The sequence below is a fragment of the Gracilibacillus sp. HCP3S3_G5_2 genome (assembly GCF_052063305.1).
Taxonomy (GTDB): Bacteria; Bacillota; Bacilli; order Bacillales; family Amphibacillaceae; genus Gracilibacillus.
In genome coordinates, this window is the sequence record NZ_JBQHXU010000005.1 from 89,735 (window position 1) to 109,686 (window position 19,952).

At 36.4% G+C, this 19,952-nt stretch carries 21 protein-coding genes; 3 read left to right on the plus strand and 18 right to left on the minus strand.

Features of this window, described 5'->3' with window-relative positions:
• Positions 1–65: 65 nt before the first annotated feature.
• The 3 genes from rpiA to ACTNEP_RS09200 all read right to left on the minus strand — a co-directional run bounded on the left by rpiA (position 66) and on the right by ACTNEP_RS09200 (position 3,987).
• Positions 66–752, minus strand: a complete 687-nt coding sequence (gene rpiA, locus ACTNEP_RS09190; RefSeq protein WP_441161587.1) for a ribose-5-phosphate isomerase RpiA — start codon at positions 750–752, stop codon at positions 66–68.
• A 477-nt stretch (positions 753–1,229) separates the two neighbouring features.
• Positions 1,230–2,903: a dihydroxy-acid dehydratase gene (gene ilvD, locus ACTNEP_RS09195; protein WP_441161589.1), complete on the minus strand. Its 1,674-nt coding sequence runs from the start codon at positions 2,901–2,903 to the stop codon at positions 1,230–1,232.
• Between the two features lie 409 nt (positions 2,904–3,312).
• On the minus strand, positions 3,313–3,987 hold the full coding sequence (locus ACTNEP_RS09200; protein WP_441161590.1) for a FadR/GntR family transcriptional regulator: 675 nt from the start codon (positions 3,985–3,987) through the stop codon (positions 3,313–3,315).
• A gap of 125 nt (positions 3,988–4,112) precedes the next feature.
• On the opposite strand from ACTNEP_RS09200, the gene ACTNEP_RS09205 reads away from it, so the two are divergent.
• Both ACTNEP_RS09205 and ACTNEP_RS09210 read left to right on the plus strand, forming a co-directional pair.
• Positions 4,113–4,772, plus strand: coding sequence for an HAD family hydrolase (locus tag ACTNEP_RS09205; protein ID WP_441161591.1), 660 nt, complete (start codon positions 4,113–4,115; stop codon positions 4,770–4,772).
• A 42-nt stretch (positions 4,773–4,814) separates the two neighbouring features.
• Positions 4,815–5,564, plus strand: a complete 750-nt coding sequence (locus ACTNEP_RS09210) for a class I SAM-dependent methyltransferase (RefSeq protein WP_441161592.1) — start codon at positions 4,815–4,817, stop codon at positions 5,562–5,564.
• A 445-nt stretch (positions 5,565–6,009) separates the two neighbouring features.
• On the opposite strand, the gene ACTNEP_RS09215 is transcribed toward ACTNEP_RS09210, so the two are convergent.
• From ACTNEP_RS09215 to ACTNEP_RS09275, 13 genes are all read right to left on the minus strand, one after another.
• Positions 6,010–6,834: an alpha/beta fold hydrolase gene (locus tag ACTNEP_RS09215; protein ID WP_441161593.1), complete on the minus strand. Its 825-nt coding sequence runs from the start codon at positions 6,832–6,834 to the stop codon at positions 6,010–6,012.
• Positions 6,835–6,848: 14 nt separating this feature from the next.
• Complete coding sequence (locus ACTNEP_RS09220; protein ID WP_441161820.1) at positions 6,849–7,733, minus strand: ABC transporter permease; 885 nt, start codon at positions 7,731–7,733, stop codon at positions 6,849–6,851.
• Positions 7,734–7,755: 22 nt separating this feature from the next.
• Positions 7,756–8,706, minus strand: a complete 951-nt coding sequence (locus ACTNEP_RS09225) for an ABC transporter permease (RefSeq protein ID WP_441161594.1) — start codon at positions 8,704–8,706, stop codon at positions 7,756–7,758.
• 61 nt (positions 8,707–8,767) lie between these two features.
• Entirely contained in the window at positions 8,768–10,396 is a 1,629-nt protein-coding gene (locus ACTNEP_RS09230) for an ABC transporter substrate-binding protein (protein ID WP_441161595.1), read from the minus strand.
• 20 nt (positions 10,397–10,416) lie between these two features.
• Positions 10,417–11,637 (minus strand): dipeptidase, encoded by a 1,221-nt coding sequence (locus ACTNEP_RS09235; RefSeq protein ID WP_441161596.1) that lies wholly within the window; start codon positions 11,635–11,637, stop codon positions 10,417–10,419.
• 59 nt (positions 11,638–11,696) lie between these two features.
• The gene (locus ACTNEP_RS09240; protein WP_441161597.1) at positions 11,697–12,767 is read right to left on the minus strand and encodes an ABC transporter ATP-binding protein; all 1,071 of its coding nucleotides are present in this window, start codon (positions 12,765–12,767) and stop codon (positions 11,697–11,699) included.
• A complete protein-coding gene (locus ACTNEP_RS09245; protein ID WP_441161599.1) occupies positions 12,764–13,780 on the minus strand; it encodes an ABC transporter ATP-binding protein in 1,017 nt (338 codons plus the stop codon). The genes ACTNEP_RS09240 and ACTNEP_RS09245 overlap by 4 nt, the downstream gene beginning before the upstream one ends.
• A gap of 24 nt (positions 13,781–13,804) precedes the next feature.
• Positions 13,805–14,590 carry an IclR family transcriptional regulator gene (locus ACTNEP_RS09250; protein WP_441161600.1) on the minus strand — a complete coding sequence of 262 codons (786 nt, stop codon included), beginning with the start codon at positions 14,588–14,590 and terminating at the stop codon, positions 13,805–13,807.
• Positions 14,591–14,874: 284 nt separating this feature from the next.
• On the minus strand, positions 14,875–15,870 hold the full coding sequence (locus ACTNEP_RS09255; RefSeq protein ID WP_441161601.1) for a glutaminase: 996 nt from the start codon (positions 15,868–15,870) through the stop codon (positions 14,875–14,877).
• A 177-nt stretch (positions 15,871–16,047) separates the two neighbouring features.
• Positions 16,048–16,494 (minus strand): DUF5946 family protein, encoded by a 447-nt coding sequence (locus ACTNEP_RS09260; protein WP_441161602.1) that lies wholly within the window; start codon positions 16,492–16,494, stop codon positions 16,048–16,050.
• Positions 16,495–16,806: 312 nt separating this feature from the next.
• Complete coding sequence (locus ACTNEP_RS09265; RefSeq protein ID WP_441161603.1) at positions 16,807–17,283, minus strand: DinB family protein; 477 nt, start codon at positions 17,281–17,283, stop codon at positions 16,807–16,809.
• A 320-nt stretch (positions 17,284–17,603) separates the two neighbouring features.
• Positions 17,604–17,762, minus strand: coding sequence for a hypothetical protein (locus tag ACTNEP_RS09270; protein WP_441161604.1), 159 nt, complete (start codon positions 17,760–17,762; stop codon positions 17,604–17,606).
• A 108-nt stretch (positions 17,763–17,870) separates the two neighbouring features.
• Positions 17,871–18,179 carry a hypothetical protein gene (locus tag ACTNEP_RS09275; RefSeq protein WP_441161605.1) on the minus strand — a complete coding sequence of 103 codons (309 nt, stop codon included), beginning with the start codon at positions 18,177–18,179 and terminating at the stop codon, positions 17,871–17,873.
• A gap of 214 nt (positions 18,180–18,393) precedes the next feature.
• Between ACTNEP_RS09275 and ACTNEP_RS09280 the strand changes: the two genes are divergently transcribed.
• A complete protein-coding gene (locus ACTNEP_RS09280) occupies positions 18,394–18,831 on the plus strand; it encodes a hypothetical protein (RefSeq protein ID WP_441161606.1) in 438 nt (145 codons plus the stop codon).
• Between the two features lie 82 nt (positions 18,832–18,913).
• On the opposite strand, the gene ACTNEP_RS09285 is transcribed toward ACTNEP_RS09280, so the two are convergent.
• Positions 18,914–19,459, minus strand: coding sequence for a DUF1697 domain-containing protein (locus ACTNEP_RS09285; protein ID WP_441161607.1), 546 nt, complete (start codon positions 19,457–19,459; stop codon positions 18,914–18,916).
• Positions 19,460–19,660: 201 nt separating this feature from the next.
• The gene (locus tag ACTNEP_RS09290; protein ID WP_441161609.1) at positions 19,661–19,816 is read right to left on the minus strand and encodes a hypothetical protein; all 156 of its coding nucleotides are present in this window, start codon (positions 19,814–19,816) and stop codon (positions 19,661–19,663) included.
• Positions 19,817–19,952 lie beyond the last annotated feature (136 nt).

Sequence of the window (19,952 nt, forward strand, 5' to 3'; positions counted from 1 at the left end):
TTCCGTTATTATGGAATTTGCTTTTTCTTTAATCTAGAGCATTTGTATAAGAACTAATTGTGCCATTATTTGCATACCAAAGTAGTAACTTCTCCATCAGAGGCAACAAGTACTTTATCAGTCATATCGATAAATAAACCTGTCTCGACAACACCAACTAATGCTTTTATCTTATTGTGTAGTATCTCGGGATTTGGAATTTCTTTAAAGTCACAATCTAAGATATAGTTATTGTTATCTGTTACAAAAGGCTTCTCCTTACCCCCCCTAATTTTTGGATTCCCACCAAGTTCAGCAAGTCTATTTGACGTAAGCTCCCATCCAAAAGGTAATACTTCAACAGGCAACGGAAAACTACCTAATTCAGGAACTACTTTTGAATCGTCTACCATTATAAGCAGTTCTTTCGCTGCTGAAGCAACAATTTTCTCCCTTACCAGTGAGCCACCGCCACCTTTTAGCAATTGAAATTGTTGATTCACTTCATCTGCGCCATCAATGGCAAGATCTAGTTGATCAACCTGCGAAAAATCTGTTAATGGAATACCTAATTGATTTGCCAAACGTTCCGTATTAATGGATGCCGGGACCGCTTTTATCTGTAATTTCTCATTTTTTAACCGCTTGGCAAGTGCCTTGAGCATCCAATTTACCGTAGAGCCTGCTCCTAACCCAATCGTCATACCGTTTTTCACATAAGAAACTGCAGCTTCTCCAACTTTTTTCTTATTATTTTCTGCTTCTGTTAGCATGCTTTCTCCTCCTTTTATGTTGCCTAAATGAGGCTATTGCTTTAAGATAATTCGCTCATCCTAAAGAACTCTCCAATTTGCAAATCCAACTGAAAAAAGAAAACCAGCATTAAAAGTATCTAGTCGAGCATATATGAATGTTAGTGTTCCCAAGATACTTCATCAAAGACATTTTTCTCGGTCTTAAAGTTGTATTGACTGTGAAAATTATTATTTTACACATACAAATTTTAAGGTGTTTTTGAACTCAAGCCAAGTATATATTAAAATGGCTTTCAACAAACCTAGACTGAGAAATAGCAGATCAATCAGATATAGGGAGAGATTTATTGGTCACTTCGAAGAATCTTACTATACTTAAACGAAACGGATTTACTATCAACTTTAATAATTTATCTAGCGACTTCACATTCCCTTAAAAAATAAACGCTTGGATCTAACCGATCATCCAAGCGCTCAATCTATCATTCTATTAACTTAAATACTCATTACGCCGCCCTTTGAAGCGTTTGTAACAAGCTTGGAATATCTTCCTAACCAACCGTTTTTAATTTTAGGCTCAAAGTCTTTTAAGGATTTTCTACGTGCCTCCAAGACTTCCTCAGATAGTTTCGCATTAATTGTTCGATTTGGTAAGTCGATCGTGATGATGTCGCCATTTTCAATTAAGGCAATTGGGCCACCCTCTGCTGCCTCTGGAGAGATGTGTCCAATCGAAATCCCGCGAGATGCCCCTGAGAAACGACCATCTGTTAAAAGAGCAACAGTTTTACCTAAACCACGTCCCATAATTGCGGAAGTTGGTGCTAACATTTCTGGCATTCCTGGACCACCTTTAGGTCCTTCATATCGAATGATGACAACATGTCCTTCTTTTACTACACCATCATCAATTGCTTGTTGCGCTTCCTCTTGAGAATCAAAAACAATAGCTTCTCCTTCGAATTCTGTAATAGAAGGATCTACAGCCCCTACTTTGATTACGGCACCCTCCGGAGCAATATTTCCGAATAAGATGGATAACCCTCCGACTGGACTGTATGGATTATCTTTTGGACGGATGACTTGTTCATTCGTAATTTCATATCCACTTACCAGTTCACCCATTGTCTTACCTGTGATTGTTATACGATCAGGATGAATTGCATTTGGAATCTTAGTTAACTCATTTATAATCGCACTGACTCCACCCGCTTTATTAATATCATCCATAGAGAAATCCGATGCAGGCATAATTTTTGCAAGATATGGTACACGAGCAGCCACTTTGTTAATATCTTCAAGGTTATAGTCGATACCAGCTTCATTAGCAATTGCTAAAGTATGTAGAACGGTATTCGTTGATCCACCCATCGCCATATCGAGTGCAAATGCATCATCAATTGCTTCTTTCGTGATAATATCGCGAGGTTTCACATCCTCTTCAATCATACGGACTAAGTGTCTAGCTGCCTCATAAATCAATTCTTTACGCTTCTCACTAGTAGCAACTATGGAACCATTTCCAGGAAGAGCTACCCCTAACATTTCCATCAAACAGTTCATGGAGTTAGCGGTGAACATTCCGGAACAAGATCCACATGTTGGACAAGCATTGTTTTCAATATCATTAAACTCTTCTTCTGTCATCTTACCTGATTTATAGGCACCAACACCTTCAAAAACGGATGTCAATGATAACTGTTTTCCGTCCGAGCTTATACCAGCTTCCATCGGACCACCTGAAACGAAAACAGAAGGAACATTGGTACGAGCAGCAGCCATCAACATACCAGGTGTAATTTTATCACAGTTTGGAATATAGAATACGCCATCAAACCAATGAGCATTGATCACCGTTTCCGCACTATCAGCAATTAACTCACGACTTGGTAATGAATAACGCATCCCGATATGCCCCATTGCGATGCCATCATCCACACCAATCGTATTGAATTCAAATGGAATACCACCAGCTTCAATGATTGCTTCTTTCACCACATCTGCAAATTCACGTAAATGTACATGGCCAGGAATAATATCTATATAAGAATTACAGACACCAATAAATGGTTTCCCTAAATCTTTTGCCTTTACTTTTCCTGTAGCATATAAAAGACTACGGTGAGGAGCACGATCTACCCCAATTTTAATCGTATCACTTCTTCGCATCAGCCCACACATCCTTGATTTTTATTTGTTAACTGTATTTTATAGCGTTAGTTGTCTGCTGTCAATGGAGTTGTATGATGTTAAAATGAACATTACCTTTTGGTGTTGAGTTATTAATGCGCTCGTGTTTGAAAAAGTGTATTGTGAACATTCTTTGTTTTTCTCTCTTCGGTTTGTTTATTATCTCTTTTTATTCTACAAATCTGTTGTCTTCTCTCTTCGATTTGTTTATTATCCTTCTTTATTCTACAAATCTGTTGTCTTCTCTCTTCGATTTGTTTATTATCCTTCTTTATTCTACAAATCTGTTGTCTTCTCTCTTCGATTTGTTTATTAAATCATTGCTCTTACTTGATTTTCTCTCATAAAAAGGACATCCTGGATAACTCCAGGATGTCCTACACTTCTATTATTCAATTCCCAACTCTTTCATCGCATGCAGAATATGAATTTTCATTGCGCTTCTTGCGCCTTCTGGATTACGATTTTTCATGAATTCCATAATCATTTTATGATCATTAATTGTATAATTGATAGCTAGTTCCTTTTTCGTTGATAAAATAACTCCCTTATCAATCCCTTGATAAATTACTGGCATTAGTTTTTCCATAAACTCATTGTGGGTAGCTTTTACGATGGATTTATGGAAATTCTGTTCTTCCGTTGTCCGATCCTCGTTTTGCTTAATTTTTTGTTCTATTTGCTTTCCATAATCTAAAATACGCTTTAATTCCGAATCACTTGCTCGTATCGTTGCATAATAGGCAGCCTCTGGTTCAAAGATTAAGCGCATTTCATACAAATCTTTTGCATTTATTTTTGCATCAGCAAGAAAGCTTAACGATTCTATATTATTTACATCAATCTCTTCTTTTACATATGTACCCTTTCCTCGTCGAATCTCTAAAATACCGTTCGTAACCAATATCCGGATAGCTTCACGAAGTGTTGTTCTACTAATATTCAACTCTTCCGACAATTCATTTTCGTTTGGAAGCTTATCACCTGGTAGGAATCTTTTCTCTATAGCAATCATCGACATTATATCGTCTGCTACACTATCGGATAGCCTTTTCTGTATCATATACTTTATCACCCTATTTTCTTTTTAGTATAGCATATAGGTTTGGAGATCACATGGAAACAAAAGCAAGATCACTTGTGTTCCTTATGGTAAAATAAAGAAAATGGTATTATCAGGAGGTTTACATGACTAATTATAAAGTAATTTTATTTGATTTAGACGGCACACTCTCCGATCCAAAGATAGGCATCACTAAATCTGTTCAATATGCATTGCAAAGAATGGACATCATGGAGCCTAATATGGATAAACTGGAATGTTTTATTGGACCTCCATTACAAACATCATTTGCCGAATATTATCATTTTGATGAGGCACAAACACAAAAAGCAATAGCTTTATATAGAGAAAGATTTAAGGAAGTGGGGATGTTTGAGAATGAGTTATATCCAGATGTTCCCAATCTCTTAAAAACGTTAAAGAAACAAGCGTTTACTTTAATTGTGGCAACTTCAAAACCTACTGTTTTCGCTAAGCAAATAGTAAAGCATTTTAATATTGATCAATATTTCGAACTTGTTGTAGGAAGTAATCTTGATGGGACAAGGTCATCCAAAACAGAAATTATTCAATACATACTAGATAAATATAATGAACGGAGCCTTAGTGATTTTATCATGATTGGAGACAGAAAGCACGATATTATTGGAGCAAATAATACGAATATCGCTTCTATTGGAGTTACTTATGGGTATGGTTCATTGGAAGAATTGAGCCATTCCAACCCTACTCATATTGTCAATAATGTTAATCAATTAAAAGATATTTTGATAGGAAGAACCTAGAGTTATCTTATCTTGTTTTTAGTATTAAGAAAGGTGGAAAAAATGAGAGAAATAGAATATGAGGAATTTTATGAGAAGGTCGGAAAATCAAATGGTTGGGATTTTAGTAAAATACAAACAGCTTCCGAAGGGGTTCGGTGGGATTTTTATGAAGAAGTTATTAAAAGGAGTAAAAAAACAGACGTTCTTTTAGATATTGGTACTGGAGGTGGAGAGAATATACTAAGAATTGCTTATTCCCTATTTTTCCTGATTGGAATTGATTTATCTAAAGGAATGCTGGAAACGGCTATAGCTAATTTTAAGAAATCAAATGCTGCTAACGTTAGGTTTTTCCATATGGCTGCGGATGAGTTACAATTTCCCACTGGATTTTTCAATATTGTTTCAAGTTGTCACGCACTATTTTCTTCAGGTGAAGTATTTAGAGTATTAAAAAAGGACGGACTGTTTCTCACACAGCAAGTAAGTGAAGCAGATAAATTAAATATAAAAAAAGCATTTGGTCGAGGACAAGCATTTGATGAAACGGATGGAGCGTTAAAAGAGCAATATATTCGCGAACTAACGAACGCAGGTTTTTCTAATATTCAATCCTTCGATTATGATGCTATTGAATATTATCAAAGACCTAGTGACCTTATTTTCTTACTCAAACATACACCAATCATCCCGAATTTTGGCCAAGATAAAAAGGACTTTGAAATATTGAATGATTTTATTAAAAATAATGAGTCTGAAAAAGGGATTCGAACCAATTCCAAAAGGTTTTTACTAATAGCCCAAAAATAGAAGGTATATGTTTATCCTTCCGCTCAAATAGTCAATTCATCATTAACTTTATTGCATTGTTTGACTTCTTTCCAGTCACTTCCTAACTAGATTCTTTTAAAAATAAAACTAGGAGTTTCATCAGACAATTAGATAACGAAACAGAGACTCGGATAAACATTTTACTTGTACAAAAGTCCGAATAATTCGCTTGGAATTAATTCGGACTATTTGTTAATAAGTGACAGGTAGTCTTATCACTTCGTCAACATACTTCGCTTTTCACAGATACGGCTTCAGCCCCCTTGATAAGCATAGATCTCTTGTCTTTCTCTTCTTAAGCTTACACTATCTCCTAAGGAGTTTACATAATTGGGCTACGCTCAGTTATCGGTGTTACCATCACCTATTTTATCATTCCATATTTGAATTATTTATATTTATTTTAAGATTGTCCCAGCAATTATTATTTTAAAAAATCTCGTACTAACGCAATATACGCTTCATTTTCTTCAATTTGTGGTGAATGACCACTATTTTCAAAGATTACAAGCTTTGATTTTGGTATCTGTTCTGCAATAATTTCGGAACAGATAACGGGAGTAATCCAATCATGTCTTCCTACCGTTACTAGCGTGGGTACGGAAATATTGTGTAAATCTTCTATGATATTATAATTTGGTTTATTCGTATTGAATGCAAAATTATGTGTTTCATAACGATAAAAGATCGAATTCAGTTTTTTCTTTGTTGCTTCTTCATCGAAATCAACTGTATACATTGGTTGTATTGCTGTAAATAGGTCCTTTAATTCTTTATTTGACTCCACTCTGCCTTCAAATAACTTTCTTAAACCTGTCTCATCAATTCCACTCAAGTTACTCTCTAGTGCTTGATCAATCGACAAGTGATCAAAATCATTGCTGGCCGCAGTATCTCTAAGCAGTACATGTGTCACATTATCTGGATAGCGAAGTACATATTCCAATGTTAAGAATCCACCATAAGAACCACCTAGTATCTTAATTGGACCTCCAACTAATTTCTGTCTTACTTCTTCTATATCTGCCGTCCATTGTTCATGTGTAAATGGACCATTACCTTCTGAACGACCGGAGCCACGCATATCCATAAAGATTAATTGATAGTCATCACCCAATGCTTGAAAAGATTTAATATCACCTCGACAATCACCTAATCCAGGAGCACCATGAATAAAAAAGATCGTCTCGCCTTCTGGATTACCGTGAACCTCATAATACATTCTATTTCCGTTGATCGTCATTTCCATATTAAAAACCCCCTCTACTTTTTGACGAATTTTGGATCAAGCGCGTCCCTTAATCCATCTCCTAAGAAGTTATATGCCAGTACAACAAGCGTGATCGCGGCACCTGGTAAGATACCAAGAATAGGTGCTGTCCATAAATATTGTTGAGAGTTTTGCAGCATATTTCCCCAAGTTGGAGTTGGTGGTTGAATCCCTAACCCTAAATAACTGATAGCACTCTCTGTTAAAATGGACCATGCGATCATTAGTGTTCCGGAGACTATAATGGATGGCAATATTTGTGGAATGATATATTTGATTAAAATTCGGTTTACTTTTGCCCCGGCTGCATTTGCCGCTTCGACGAATTCATACTCCTTCCATTTCAGTGTTTCACCGTACACAACACGTGTCATCTCCATCCATCCAGTTAAGGCAATAACAACAACCACCATTACAGGACTTGTTCCTAAAACAGTCAATGCTACTAGCACGAAGAAAAAGTTTGGAATGGCCATCATTGCTTCGGTAAATCTCATCAATACTGATTCGATTATCCCTCCAAAAAAACCCGCACATGCTCCAATAACTGTTCCAATAATCAGAGCAAATAGCATGGCACATAAACCAACTAATAATGTTACTCTGCCCCCGTACAGCATTCTTGCAAAAACATCCCTTCCAAGTTCATCCGTCCCAAATGGATGTTGCCACGACCACTCCGCAAGTGATCCAGCAGTTGTTAATTCTTCTGGAGTATATGGCCATATATATGGAGCTAGAAAAACAATGGCATGAATAATTAGTAAGAACCAAAGTGAAACATACGCCACTTTATTTTGTTTCAATCTATTTAATAAGACAAATCTAGCTTTTTTTGAAGGTGCTATTACTGTGTCCACATAGTTTGTTTTATTCATTGTATCCAATATAATCACCTTCCTATCCCACATTTTTCACTCGTGGGTCAACTTGAGAGTATACTAAATCAACTAGCAAATTACAGATAATTACGACAACCGTAATAACTACTGTAATTCCCATAACGAGTGGATAATCACGGCCATTCGCTGCCTCGATAATAAGTGTTCCAATTCCTGTCCAACCAAAGATTGTTTCAATAATAACGGCACCACTTAACAGTCTTGGAATCAATACGCCGATCATGCTGATGACAGGTATTAATGCGTTACGAAGTGCATGTACATATAACACGATTAATTCTTTCGCTCCTTTTGCTCGAGCGGTACGAATATAATTCTGTGAAATAACTTCTAACATTGATGACCTTGTAAAACGAACAATATTCGGTAAAATTGTCATGGATAATATGACCATTGGCATGGCGATGTGTTGAAGGTACCCCAACAAGTCAAAATCATCTCCCCTAGGACCGACACCTGAAGATGGTAGCCAATTAAGCTCTACAGAAAACAATAGGATCAGCATTAACCCTAACCAAAAAGAAGGTATGGATAGCCCTATAACACTTGAAAAATTTATGAGGTGATCTTGTACCTTACCTCTTTTAATAGCAGAAATTACGCCTAAAACAATCCCAGCAGCAATAGAAAATATTAGCGTAATGATCGTTAATTCAATCGTATAAGGAAGACGCTCTGCAATTCGTTGTATAACAGGTTCACTTGTATTAAAGGAAACTCCTAAATCTCCTTGAATTGCATTACGTAACCAGTCCATATACCTAATATGAATAGGATCATCCAAATTAAGTCGTTCAATAATAGCTTGTCGATCTTCAGGTGATGCTTCCATACGTACTGTACCGGTTGGACCACCTGGAGCTAGATTAATTAAGAAAAAAGTGATGATCGTAACAAGAAGTAATAGAATCGCACTTTGTCCTAACCGATTTAGAGTAAAACGAAGCATCGTATTCCTCCTCACTAACTTTTATGGAGAAGTGTGCTTTTAATAAAAAGCACACTTCTTATTATTCTTTAATGTACCACTCATTGACATAATGCAGAGCGTCACCAAATGCAAGATCTGGTACACCTTGTAAAACAGACTGTTTTACTTGCACTTCCTGAGGATACCAAAGGAACATATATGGCAATTCTTCAGACATTAACTGTTGTGCCTCCGCATAAATTTCCATTCGTTCCTCTACATCGCTTGCTTCAGCACCTGCTTCTAGCAATTGATCCATTTCCTCATTTCTATATGCCGGTATATTGTTACCGCCATCCGCATTATCGGAGTGCATGTATGCAGTTAAATCCGGATCAGCAGGATATCTCCACCAGTTTAATGTCATCTCATAATCACGTTGAACCACTACTTTATCAATCATCGTATTCCAATCCATCGTGTTTAATTGTACGTCAATACCTACTTGTCCCAAGTATTGTTGTATGAGTTGTGCAATGTTCTCTAAATCACCTTGTATACCAATATCAAAAGTTATGGTCAATTTCTCTCCATTTTTTTCTACAATGCCGTCACCATCAGTATCCTCATATCCTAATTCAGCTAATAGCTCCTTCGCTTTCTCTTGATCAAATGGATAATCATTTACATCATCTGTATAATACTCACCTAACGCAGGTGCAATACCTGCATTCGCTATCGTCCCATATCCCTGTAACACAGTATCAATTATATTTTGACGATCAATTGCGTAGAGCATCGCTTGTCGTAATCGTTTATCCTGATATTCTTCTATATTCTGATTTAAGATAAGCCAAAAGAAACGTGGTGTTTCACGTCCTACTACTGTGATGGAGTCTTCATTTTCTACTCGTTCCATTGCTGAGTTATCGTCTAAAGCAAAAATATCAAGTTCGCCACTCAATAATTGTGCAATATGGGTATTAGCGTCTGGCAAAACCTTATATTCCAGTTCATCTAAGTTAGCAACCTCACCATAATAGTCTTCATTTCGTTCTAATACGACATTTTGACCAGAAGTATATGATTTCAACTTGAACGGCCCTGTACCAATGGGATTTTCTTTATTAAAGGATGTCAAATCCCAAGGGTCTTCACCAGCAAAAATATGTTCAGGAAGAATCTCCGTATTAAAGCTTAAATAGGCTGGCAATGCTGCTACTGGTTGATTTAAATAGAAATTAACAGTATATTCATCTTCTGCTTCTACTCGATCCAATTGACTAAAATAAGAAGCATTATTTGCGCCTAACTCTTCATTCAACGAGATATCATTAAATGTATAAACAACATCATCGGCAGTGAACTGCTCGCCATCATGCCATTTCACATCATCTCTAAGAAAGAAGGTCCATACCAATCCATCCTCCGATGTTTCCCAATCTTTAGCTAAGGCTGGAGATGGCAACATGTCTTTTCCTGGTTTGGTTAATCCGTCAAAAAGGACACGGTTAATAACATTGGACTCTGCATATGCACTTGGGTGCCATGGATTAAACGTAGGATCTGCTACAATTGGTATCGATACAGACCCTCCATCGACTACCTCGCTATTTTCACTTTCATCACCTGTTGCGGAATCAGCACTTTCTTCTGAACCATATGAACAAGCACTTATGACAAACACACTAAAAGTAAGACATAGTATTAATAGCCAATTATTCTTCATCTATTATCACTCTTCCTCTATTATTTAGCCCACGTAGCTTCAAGTACGCGAAGGATATTCTTTCCGACAACTTTTGCAATATCATCGTGCTTATAACCATGTTTGACCAACCAACGAATAATATTTGGAAAACATTCCGCTGGATTTTCTAGTCCTTTTACATAATCCACCCGTTTTAAGTCGGTTGCCTGCGCACTTTTTATCGATAATTGACCTGCTAATGTATTGTGTAGTCCTACGTGATCACCAAATAATGTATCAGGACCAAAAGCAACATGATCAATCCCTACTAAATTCGCCACATACTCAAAATGTTCCATGAAAGACTCGATACCATGTTCTGGATGTTTTTTCGTTACCGTTGAATGAGGGGCTGCCTCGATCGCAATAACTCCACCCTTTTCAGCGCAAGCTTTAATGACTTCGTCTGGTTTCATACGCTTTGTATTCCATAGACCTCGTGCTCCAGCATGGTTAATAGTTACTGGTTTTTCACTCGTTTCGATTGTATCTAGAGCTGTTTGATCTCCAGCATGTGACACATCAATCGTGATCCCTAATTTATTCATACGTTGTACCGCTTGTTTTCCAAAAACGGTTAAACCTGCATCATTTGGTTCACGGAGTCCTGCACCCAATTGATTGGCTTCCGAATACGCAATTCCCATCGTACGAATACCAAATCCATATAAAATATCTAAACGATCTAATTCATTTTCAATCATCGTACTGGATTCTAGTGCTCCAACAAAGGCAATCTTTCCTTCTTTCTTAGCTCGATACAAGTCAGAGATACGTTCTGCTTTAATCACCATATCTTGGTGCGCAATATCACTAAAGCGAATCCCTAGATCATGAATCACATCAGACCACTTCCATCCTGCTAATGACGTGACCATTGCTGTTCCATCCATGAAATTTTCAAAGATTACATCAAGCCCGGAATTACTTAATGCTTCATATCCAGTAAAATCTCGTCCATGACGACGAAACTCATAAAATTCACCTAAATCTTCTGGGGCAATAAACGTATGTTCATGCATGGAAATAATATTTTCTTTGCGCATAATATCTTGAACTACTGCTTCTTCTTCCTCACTAACCGGATACGTATATGCCGGAAACAATCCTATTTCTTTTGCTAATTTAAATTCCTTATAATCTACGCCTGCTTCTAGATATTGAAATGATTTGTAACCATCGTAATTCTTTTTGTTTGAATTTTCTGTAATTTTAGCCAAAATGTAACGCTCCTTTTATATTCAACTAGAAATCTATGATAAAATAGAATAGGAGTATTTCACATACTCACTTTCTCACTACTAGCTTCTTTAGCTTGGATGGCTTCTAGTAGTGTTTGCCCTTTTGGTAAAGGGTAGTGGCAAGAGACGAAGTGGCCGCTTCGAACTTCTTGCATATTTGGTATTTCTTGTTTACATCGTTCGGTTGCTAATGGACATCTTGTCCGGAAGCTGCAACCAGAAGGTGGGGATGCAGGTGAAGGCACCTCACCTTTCAAAACGATGTGTTCTTTTCTAGCTTCTGGATCGGGATCTGGAACAGCTGTAAGAAGGGCAGCTGTATAAGGATGTGCTGGATGATCGAAAATATTATCAGTTTCTGATATTTCCACCAATTTCCCTAGATACATCACACCTACTCGATCAGAAATATGTCGAACTACATTCAATCCGTGTGCAATAAACAATAAAGTCAAGCCAAATTCTTCCTTTAACTTCATTAGTAGATTAATTACTTGCGACTGAACGGATACATCTAATGCCGACACCGGTTCATCTGCAACCACAAATTCCGGATTTAAAGCTAATGCTCTTGCAATACCAACACGTTGACGTTGTCCTCCAGAGAATTCATGTGGATAACTGTTGTAACGGGTTGGATCTAAACCAACCAGTTCTAACAATTCTTTTACTTTTTCTTCCTTTTCTTTCCCCTTATATAAGCCATGAATATCATACATTTCACCGATAATTTGGCCTATAGTGAAGCGCGGGTTCAATGACCCAAATGGATCCTGATAAATAATTTGCATATGGCTTCGTAGTTTCCTCATTTGCTCCTTACTATAAGTAAGAATGTTTTCATTGTGAAATAACACTTGTCCATCGGTTGGTTCCTGCAGTCTGAGAATATTTCTTCCTAATGTGGACTTTCCACAACCAGACTCCCCTACCAAGCCTAGCGTTTCCCCTTTATAAATTTCCAACGATACTCCATTTACTGCTTTTAATACTTTCTTATTTCGATTTAGCACACCACCTCCTTTAAGTTTAAAATGTTTTTTTAAATTCTTAATTTCGACAAGCAGTTCTTTATTGCTTTCGACTTGCCTGCTAGTATTGTGGCTCACGACAAACTCCCCTCCTTCTCACGTTTGATATTTTCTGGCTGTAAAAATTGGTCAACATGCCAACAGGCTACCTCCCTACCATCTCTTGCTTCTAATGGCGGTTGATTCGTATGGCATTTTTCAGTGGCAAGTGGACATCTCGGCGCAAATCGACAGCCTTCAGGCAGCTGATTTAAACTAGGTATCGTCCCTTTTATGGAATTTAACTGTGTCCCCCTTTCCCCTTTCATTGTAGGAACAGAGTCCAGTAAACCCTTTGTATAAGGGTGATAAGGTTGATTAAATATGTCATCAGTCTTTGCTATTTCCATAATTTTTCCGGCATACATTATGATAATTCGGTCAGACATCTCTGCAGCAACCCCAATATCATGTGTAATCAACATGATCGACATATTGCGATCTTTTCGTAGTTCACGTAACAAGGTTAATATTTGCGCCTCAATTGTAACGTCCAAAGCAGTAGTTGGCTCGTCGGCTATAAGGAACTCTGGCTCGGAAGCTAGTGCGATTGCAATCATGACACGTTGCCGCATCCCACCTGACAATTCATGAGGGTATTGTTTTAACCTTGCCTGTGGCTCATTTATGCCTACTTGACGTAGTAGTTCCTCTGCACGTTCCATTGCTGTTTTCTTATTGATCTTCTGATGAAAACGAATCGCTTCTACGATCTGTTTGCCAACAGTAAATACCGGATTTAATGCAGTCAATGGTTCTTGAAAAATCATGGCTATCTCTTTCCCTCTGATTTTGCGCATTTCCTCCGAGTTCTTGTCTGTCAGCTCTTCTCCCTTGAATCGAATACTTCCATTAATGATGTGACCATTTTCATATTCAACCAGTCGCATAATACTCATGGATGTCACACTTTTACCACTACCAGACTCTCCAACAATACATACTGTTTCTCCAGTTTTGACATCAAATGATACGCCATCTACTGCTTTTAGCCAGCCATCTTTTCCTTGATATCCTGTAGTTAGATTATTCACTTCTAGCATCTTCCTCATTTGACTCCCCCCTTTCTATTAGTTTTATAGATTATTAATCAAGTAATCTCTTCTAGTTGGAAGACTTACCATTTTCAAAATGGAATGTAATTCTTCTCGATATTCCATTAAAATGTTTGCCATTGATTCGGCAACATCCTCGGTCAAACGATAGGCTGGTCCACCAATGGATAAGGAGCCTAAAATAGACTGTTGATAATCAAAAATAGGAACAGCAACTGCAGCAACATCGGGTATTGTTTCACCTGATGTATACGCCCACCCTACTTGTCTGATCATTGATAATGTCTCACAGATATCCTCCTTAGAAGTAATTTGACTTGCACCTCTATCAATTCCATCCTGGATAATTTTATGTTGTGATTTCTCTGGAATATAAGCAAGAATGGTTTTATGCGAGGCTCCTATATAGAGTGGACTACGCTTTCCCTTTGAATCTGAAAAACGAACATGACGTTGGCTCTCAACTATCTTTGCAAACAATCCCTCCTCCCGATCTAAAAGTGTTAGTACTACACTTTCTCCTGTTCGAGTGGCAACCTCTTGCATTATTGGTTCAATTAATTCCTTTAATTTAAGGTTGTCTTCTACCACATTACTTAACTCTATAAATTTAATTCCTAACTCATATTTTTGAGTATTGGGATTTCGAAATAAATAGCCCTTCTCTACCAATGTAGATACAAGCCTGTAAACAATGGTGTGACTCATATCCAGTTTCCGAGAAAGTTCTCTTAATCCCCAAGAGGGATTGTCAGAAGTAAATTCTTCTAAAATATTCAATGCTTTTAAAACTGTTTTTGAGCTCAATTCATTTCCCACCTCCTGCGGTTCTATAATAGAACCATAATTGCGAATATTGTTGTTAGAAACTATATTACCATAAATCACGATCATTTCAATTGAAAATTTAAAAAATTCAGAAAATTAGTGATATTTATGAAAAATTGAATAATATTTTGTGATAATATCACTAAAAACTCTATGAAATAGGCTTACAAGCGTAAAATAGCCCACACCTGTATCCAGGTATGGACTAATTCACGCTTACATGTGTTATATATCCAATTCTATTAAAACTGAACTGCTGATATTTAAAAAATACTTAAATCCCATTGCTTGGCAATATGTCGGAGAAGTCTAATCCCTGCGATGCTATTACCTTGTTTGTCGAGAGCAGGTCCGTAGACTCCAATCCCACATCCTTCAAGGAATGGAAGGTCCTTTTGTCTCGCTCTTGGAGGAGCAACTGCAACAATTCCACCAGAGACACCACTTTTTGCTGGTATACCGACATACGCAGCGAATTTTCCAGAAGCATCATACATCCCACAAGTTAACATCAATGCTTTTGCTAAGCGAGCAACTGGGCGTGGAATAATTTCTTTCTCCGTTTTGGTATCCTTCCCATCATTTGCTAATATTGCTCCTAAATGAGCCAAATCCTTCAGTGAAACTTCGATAGAACATTGTTTAAAATAAGTTTCCAATGTTAGTTCTAGCTCTGATTCCAGATAACCCGTTTCGACCAGATAATATCCAATAGCTCGATTTCGTATCGAGGTTTCGCTTTCTGATTCAAATACATCCATGTTTAAGGCAGGGCGGTAACCTAAAATTTTTTCCAGCAACCGAAAAAGTGGCGCCAATTTCTCATCAGACGTTTTTCCTTTCAATAGCGATGTTACCGTAATTGCTCCAGCATTCACAAATGGATTAAATGGTTTTTGGAGCTGTTTCATTTCTAGGTGCATAATGGAATTAAAAGCCTCTCCAGTCGGCTCCACATCGACCCGGCTCAGCACATAGGAAACGCCTCTTTCCATACATGCTACAATAAAGGTAAATACTTTAGAAATACTCTGCATGGTAAAAGGAATATCCACATCTCCAGACTCAATAGTATCACCGTCAATACCCATAATGGAGATTCCCAGGTGACTTTTATCCGCTTGTTGTAAAAGTGGTATGTAGGAAGCAAGTTCTCCTTCCTCCGTATGTTTCCAATAAAATTTCACCCAGTCATCGACATAATTTTGTAGCCAGTCTTTCGTTAATTTTGTATTTTGATTAATAGCACCTTGTACCACAAAACCACCTCACTAGGTAGTAGTTTGTGTAACTATTCCCGAAAGTTGCATGTAAAGATAAAATAGATCAATACAAATTATCTTTTTCAAGGGTAACTCGAAAATTTTGTGGAAAAGTTTTTTATCTATTGAATTCGAATCATCAATAGTTGACATAGAACCTGTATAATTTTTAACCTAAATTAATTCATCTCTTATTTTTTCTTTCCACTTAATTATGTTTTCTACTGCATTTGTTTCTCCGCCTAAGTATATATCTTCAATTGTCATTGACCACAAACGAAGTGTACGTTTTCTTTCTTTATTTGGGAGAGGATTTGTTATTTTACTTATGTCGGTTACTCTCTCTCGGTTCTTCTTGAGAATATAAGCATTATCCCAGTTATTATCATACGCGTCAGTAAATAAGTTGATTAAGTGCTGGTAACCCTCGACTGTATAATTGGAAGGATGTTGTATCATGTAACATGAAACAAGCCAGAAATGTAATGCATATAAATTAGGATTATTATGCTCCCAAGTAAGAGGAAAACAAAATAATTCATAACAGGAAAAACCATCCGTTTCATTTGCCCCACATTCCATACATCTACCAGATTCCATAATAGTATTATTATCAACCATAAAACTGACCCTTTCCTAAAACAAGTGTTTTTCTATAAGTTTATAATATGACGTAACGTAAAGGTCAATCTATAACATATGATTAGATAATTCTCTAGTAGTCGCACAGTCAAGATTGCTTTAAGTGATTTTCCTCCCGAAAGTTCAAATACTTTTTTAATAAAGGAAAATTAAAAACTTCGATTCCCTCTAACAAACCGTCAATAAAAAGAAGATGCTAATTCAGAAAAACTTCACAAACTAGGGTTTCAAATCGTTAATAACTTCTGTTTTTTCATATCAAAAGCATGTTATCTCAACAAGGAATGAAAATTAGTCCCATATTTGAGGCCTATCAATATTCATCGTTCTCATATAATCTAATAATTGACCTGTATGAACAGACTCATGATAAGCAATTCGCATAAGCATATCTCCAAGTGTCCTAACATAACCTACATCAGACCGGTCAATTTTAATGTTTTCTAAATCACTAGGAGTGATTGTTTTTATGTAATTAATGAATTGTTCACGATATGGTTGAGCAAATGCCAAGTCATCTTCTACTGTTGTAAATTTTTTTCTTTCGTAAGGATTAGACACATTTGTTAACACTCTACTACCTTTTCCAAGGAGTATTTGGTGGTAAAGATACTCCCCTTCTAATATATGTCTAATCATCTCAGCACAAGTCATGGCACCTTCGTCAGGTTTCCAATCTAACATATTGCTTGGTATGGCTTTCCATACTTTTATGCTCCGACGTCTAATTTCTTCAAAATTAAGTATAATTAAATCATTCTGATTCACGTTGTATCCCCTCCATATTTATAAGAACATTCGTTCCTATTATACATTAGTTCTGCCTAAATGAAAAATTTCAGGTGAAAGGGCTTCCGATTTTCATTTGTCACTACTATAAATCTTGTTTACCTTTACTCAAAATAGCGATACCGATTGTTAAACAACCGCTAGCTATTAGTTAAAAACCACGCTTACATACTTGTTAGAAACACTTTTCCTTTTGGCTTTTTAGAGGATTCCACAACTCTAATAGCCTCCTTTATATTAGCTAAATCATACTAGTAGACCAATCGATATAAAATGGCCATTCGGACGGATACAAAAAGCTAATTCATCGCCGTCAGAGCCTCAGAAGGGTTGATAGAACGTGCCAACATTCGAACAAGCACTTCATTTTTATTAGGTGGTTGAATGCTTTTATATTCAACTTTTAATACGTCCTCGGGATTACCAAATTCATGGTATTTCACACACATAGTATCCAAATTAAGAAAACCCCTTAATAAAAAGCAGATTTATTAGTAATAACCTTGCACTCCTCAGCTCAGTCAATTCGATCACCTTCTTGGATTATACAGCACAATAAGAATACACTAATTTATATCACTTTGAGAATAATAACGTATTAATTTACCATGTAGTTTTGCATACTCAATTTCTTTTCTTGTACTATTTCCAATGTAGCCATTTACATCGATCACAAAAATTTCATCTGACATATTAATTTTTTCATAATGCATTTGCTCAAATAATTCTGCTTGTTCCTCTGTGATTTCAATACCTTCACTTTGTTCAAAAAAACCAAGACTTAAAACAATATTCCCTTGCAATGTAAGATATGCATTTGCTTTCTCAAATTGCTCTTTAAACTTTGTAGACCCGCACAAAGTAATGACGTTCATGAAAAATGACCTACTTCCCTAATTTATTTCCATTTTTGTGAAATAGCGACCTTTCGTTATTTAAGTATCTACCTTTATTTAAATGATGGTGGGGTTTAAATTCGTGAAGTAACAGATAAAAGCTAATACTATCCAAAAATGGCATTTCTTACATGAGTTTTGATATAATTTATCCAAAGACTCTTTTTTACTAAAAATGTATAGACGGCGGGGAATGATTAACTTGGAATTTATTATTGGATTATTAATCCTTTTTGGTGTAGTTTATTTTTTACAGAAAAAAGGCATTGTGAAACATCTTAAGTTCCCTACAGTACATAACAACATCGTTATAAAACGTGACATGAATCGTAAACTCACTATGTCCTATAAGACCTTTAATGGAATAGAAGACTACTTATTTTTCACGAAACAAGCCCGACCATATACGCTGAACTATGACGTTAAGGTCCAAGCAGGTTCACTCATATTGAAATGTGCAAAAGGAAAAGAAGTTTTATTCGAAAAAGAGTTTACTCAAGATGAGCAGGGATCTTTTTCATTTACTGCCAAACATAATCGTTATCACTTGTTCGTAATTGGAACGTATACACAAGGCGGATGTGATGTTACATTCATCCCTCAATCAACTGAAGCTATTAATGAGTTATGAATAATACCTCTTTTTACATCTCCATATTATTACAATTACAACATAAAACGGTAGAATAAATAGTGAAGTATTGTGGAAAGAATTAACTGGTTTGAGCTTGCATTAGCTCATATATCTTACGAACTGTGTTGACATTTCTTATCGTAACCTGTTTGTAGATCTTTGACCCAACGATCCTTGACATACCGCTTTTGGTTACATTTTTCTTATCGACAGACCATAGGATCGCTCCAGGGACATATTTTACCGTGTCAATATTTGGTTTAATAACCAGATTTCCAAGTACAGCTTCATTATCAATTTCATCCCATAAAAACAGGACATCACTTTTCATGTCTTTGTCATTTCTCCATGACTCCGGAATTGCACGAATGAGTTCTCTGATATCATCAATACTACGAATTACTACGTTTATTTGTAATCCAAAATCATTATGTATCGCTTCTTCCAATAGCCGGGATAGATCATCCTTTGATAGACCATTGTTTGAAAAAATAATATTACCAGTATTGATATAAGTTATCACACTTTGCATTCCGACTTGTTCAAACGTTTGTTTAAGCAGCTTCATGTCTATTTTGTTTTTTCCACCCACATTAATTCCTCGAAGTAGCGCAATATACACCATAACTATACTCCCTTTAACTTTTTCTATCACCTTATTGGCTAGTCCATCAAAGTTGCGTTGATCGGATCCCTTTAGCTACATATTCGATATTCATCATCCAATTTTATCACATATATTACCAATAAAGTCTGAAAAAGAGGAGAAATTTGAGGTTAACTGTAAAGGACGACCTATTATGATGTAGGTCGCCTGAAATGTTAATTATTGTCCTTGATTTCCCATATTTGTTGCATTAGAAAGAAATTTTTGGATTTGCTGTCCTTGTCCTTGCCCCTGTCCCTGTCCGTTCATCATATTATATGCAGCAATGCCTACACCTATTGAACCTAGTATAGATAACCACTGAATATTTCTCATGAAAATAACCCCCTAGTTAAATATCGGCTATTTCTAGCCTTTATTATTTTGTGAAAAAAGGGTTTAAAAATGTGTGGAAATCATTTCTGTCTAACCTGCAAAAAATATAAGATAACCATTTGAATACAATCTCACT

What these genes read in the sequence shown, in the direction of transcription:
- rpiA (WP_441161587.1), bottom strand. Translation starts at nt 752, where the DNA reads ATGCTAACAGAAGCAGAAAATAATAAGAAAAAAGTTGGAGAAGCTGCA.
- ilvD (WP_441161589.1), bottom strand. Translation starts at nt 2,903, where the DNA reads ATGCGAAGAAGTGATACGATTAAAATTGGGGTAGATCGTGCTCCTCAC.
- ACTNEP_RS09200 (WP_441161590.1), bottom strand. Translation starts at nt 3,987, where the DNA reads ATGATACAGAAAAGGCTATCCGATAGTGTAGCAGACGATATAATGTCG.
- ACTNEP_RS09205 (WP_441161591.1), top strand. Translation starts at nt 4,113, where the DNA reads ATGACTAATTATAAAGTAATTTTATTTGATTTAGACGGCACACTCTCC.
- ACTNEP_RS09210 (WP_441161592.1), top strand. Translation starts at nt 4,815, where the DNA reads ATGAGAGAAATAGAATATGAGGAATTTTATGAGAAGGTCGGAAAATCA.
- ACTNEP_RS09215 (WP_441161593.1), bottom strand. Translation starts at nt 6,834, where the DNA reads ATGGAAATGACGATCAACGGAAATAGAATGTATTATGAGGTTCACGGT.
- ACTNEP_RS09220 (WP_441161820.1), bottom strand. Translation starts at nt 7,733, where the DNA reads ATGAATAAAACAAACTATGTGGACACAGTAATAGCACCTTCAAAAAAA.
- ACTNEP_RS09225 (WP_441161594.1), bottom strand. Translation starts at nt 8,706, where the DNA reads ATGCTTCGTTTTACTCTAAATCGGTTAGGACAAAGTGCGATTCTATTA.
- ACTNEP_RS09230 (WP_441161595.1), bottom strand. Translation starts at nt 10,396, where the DNA reads ATGAAGAATAATTGGCTATTAATACTATGTCTTACTTTTAGTGTGTTT.
- ACTNEP_RS09245 (WP_441161599.1), bottom strand. Translation starts at nt 13,780, where the DNA reads ATGAGGAAGATGCTAGAAGTGAATAATCTAACTACAGGATATCAAGGA.
- ACTNEP_RS09260 (WP_441161602.1), bottom strand. Translation starts at nt 16,494, where the DNA reads ATGGTTGATAATAATACTATTATGGAATCTGGTAGATGTATGGAATGT.
- ACTNEP_RS09275 (WP_441161605.1), bottom strand. Translation starts at nt 18,179, where the DNA reads ATGAACGTCATTACTTTGTGCGGGTCTACAAAGTTTAAAGAGCAATTT.
- ACTNEP_RS09280 (WP_441161606.1), top strand. Translation starts at nt 18,394, where the DNA reads ATGATTAACTTGGAATTTATTATTGGATTATTAATCCTTTTTGGTGTA.
- ACTNEP_RS09285 (WP_441161607.1), bottom strand. Translation starts at nt 19,459, where the DNA reads ATGGTGTATATTGCGCTACTTCGAGGAATTAATGTGGGTGGAAAAAAC.
- ACTNEP_RS09290 (WP_441161609.1), bottom strand. Translation starts at nt 19,816, where the DNA reads ATGAGAAATATTCAGTGGTTATCTATACTAGGTTCAATAGGTGTAGGC.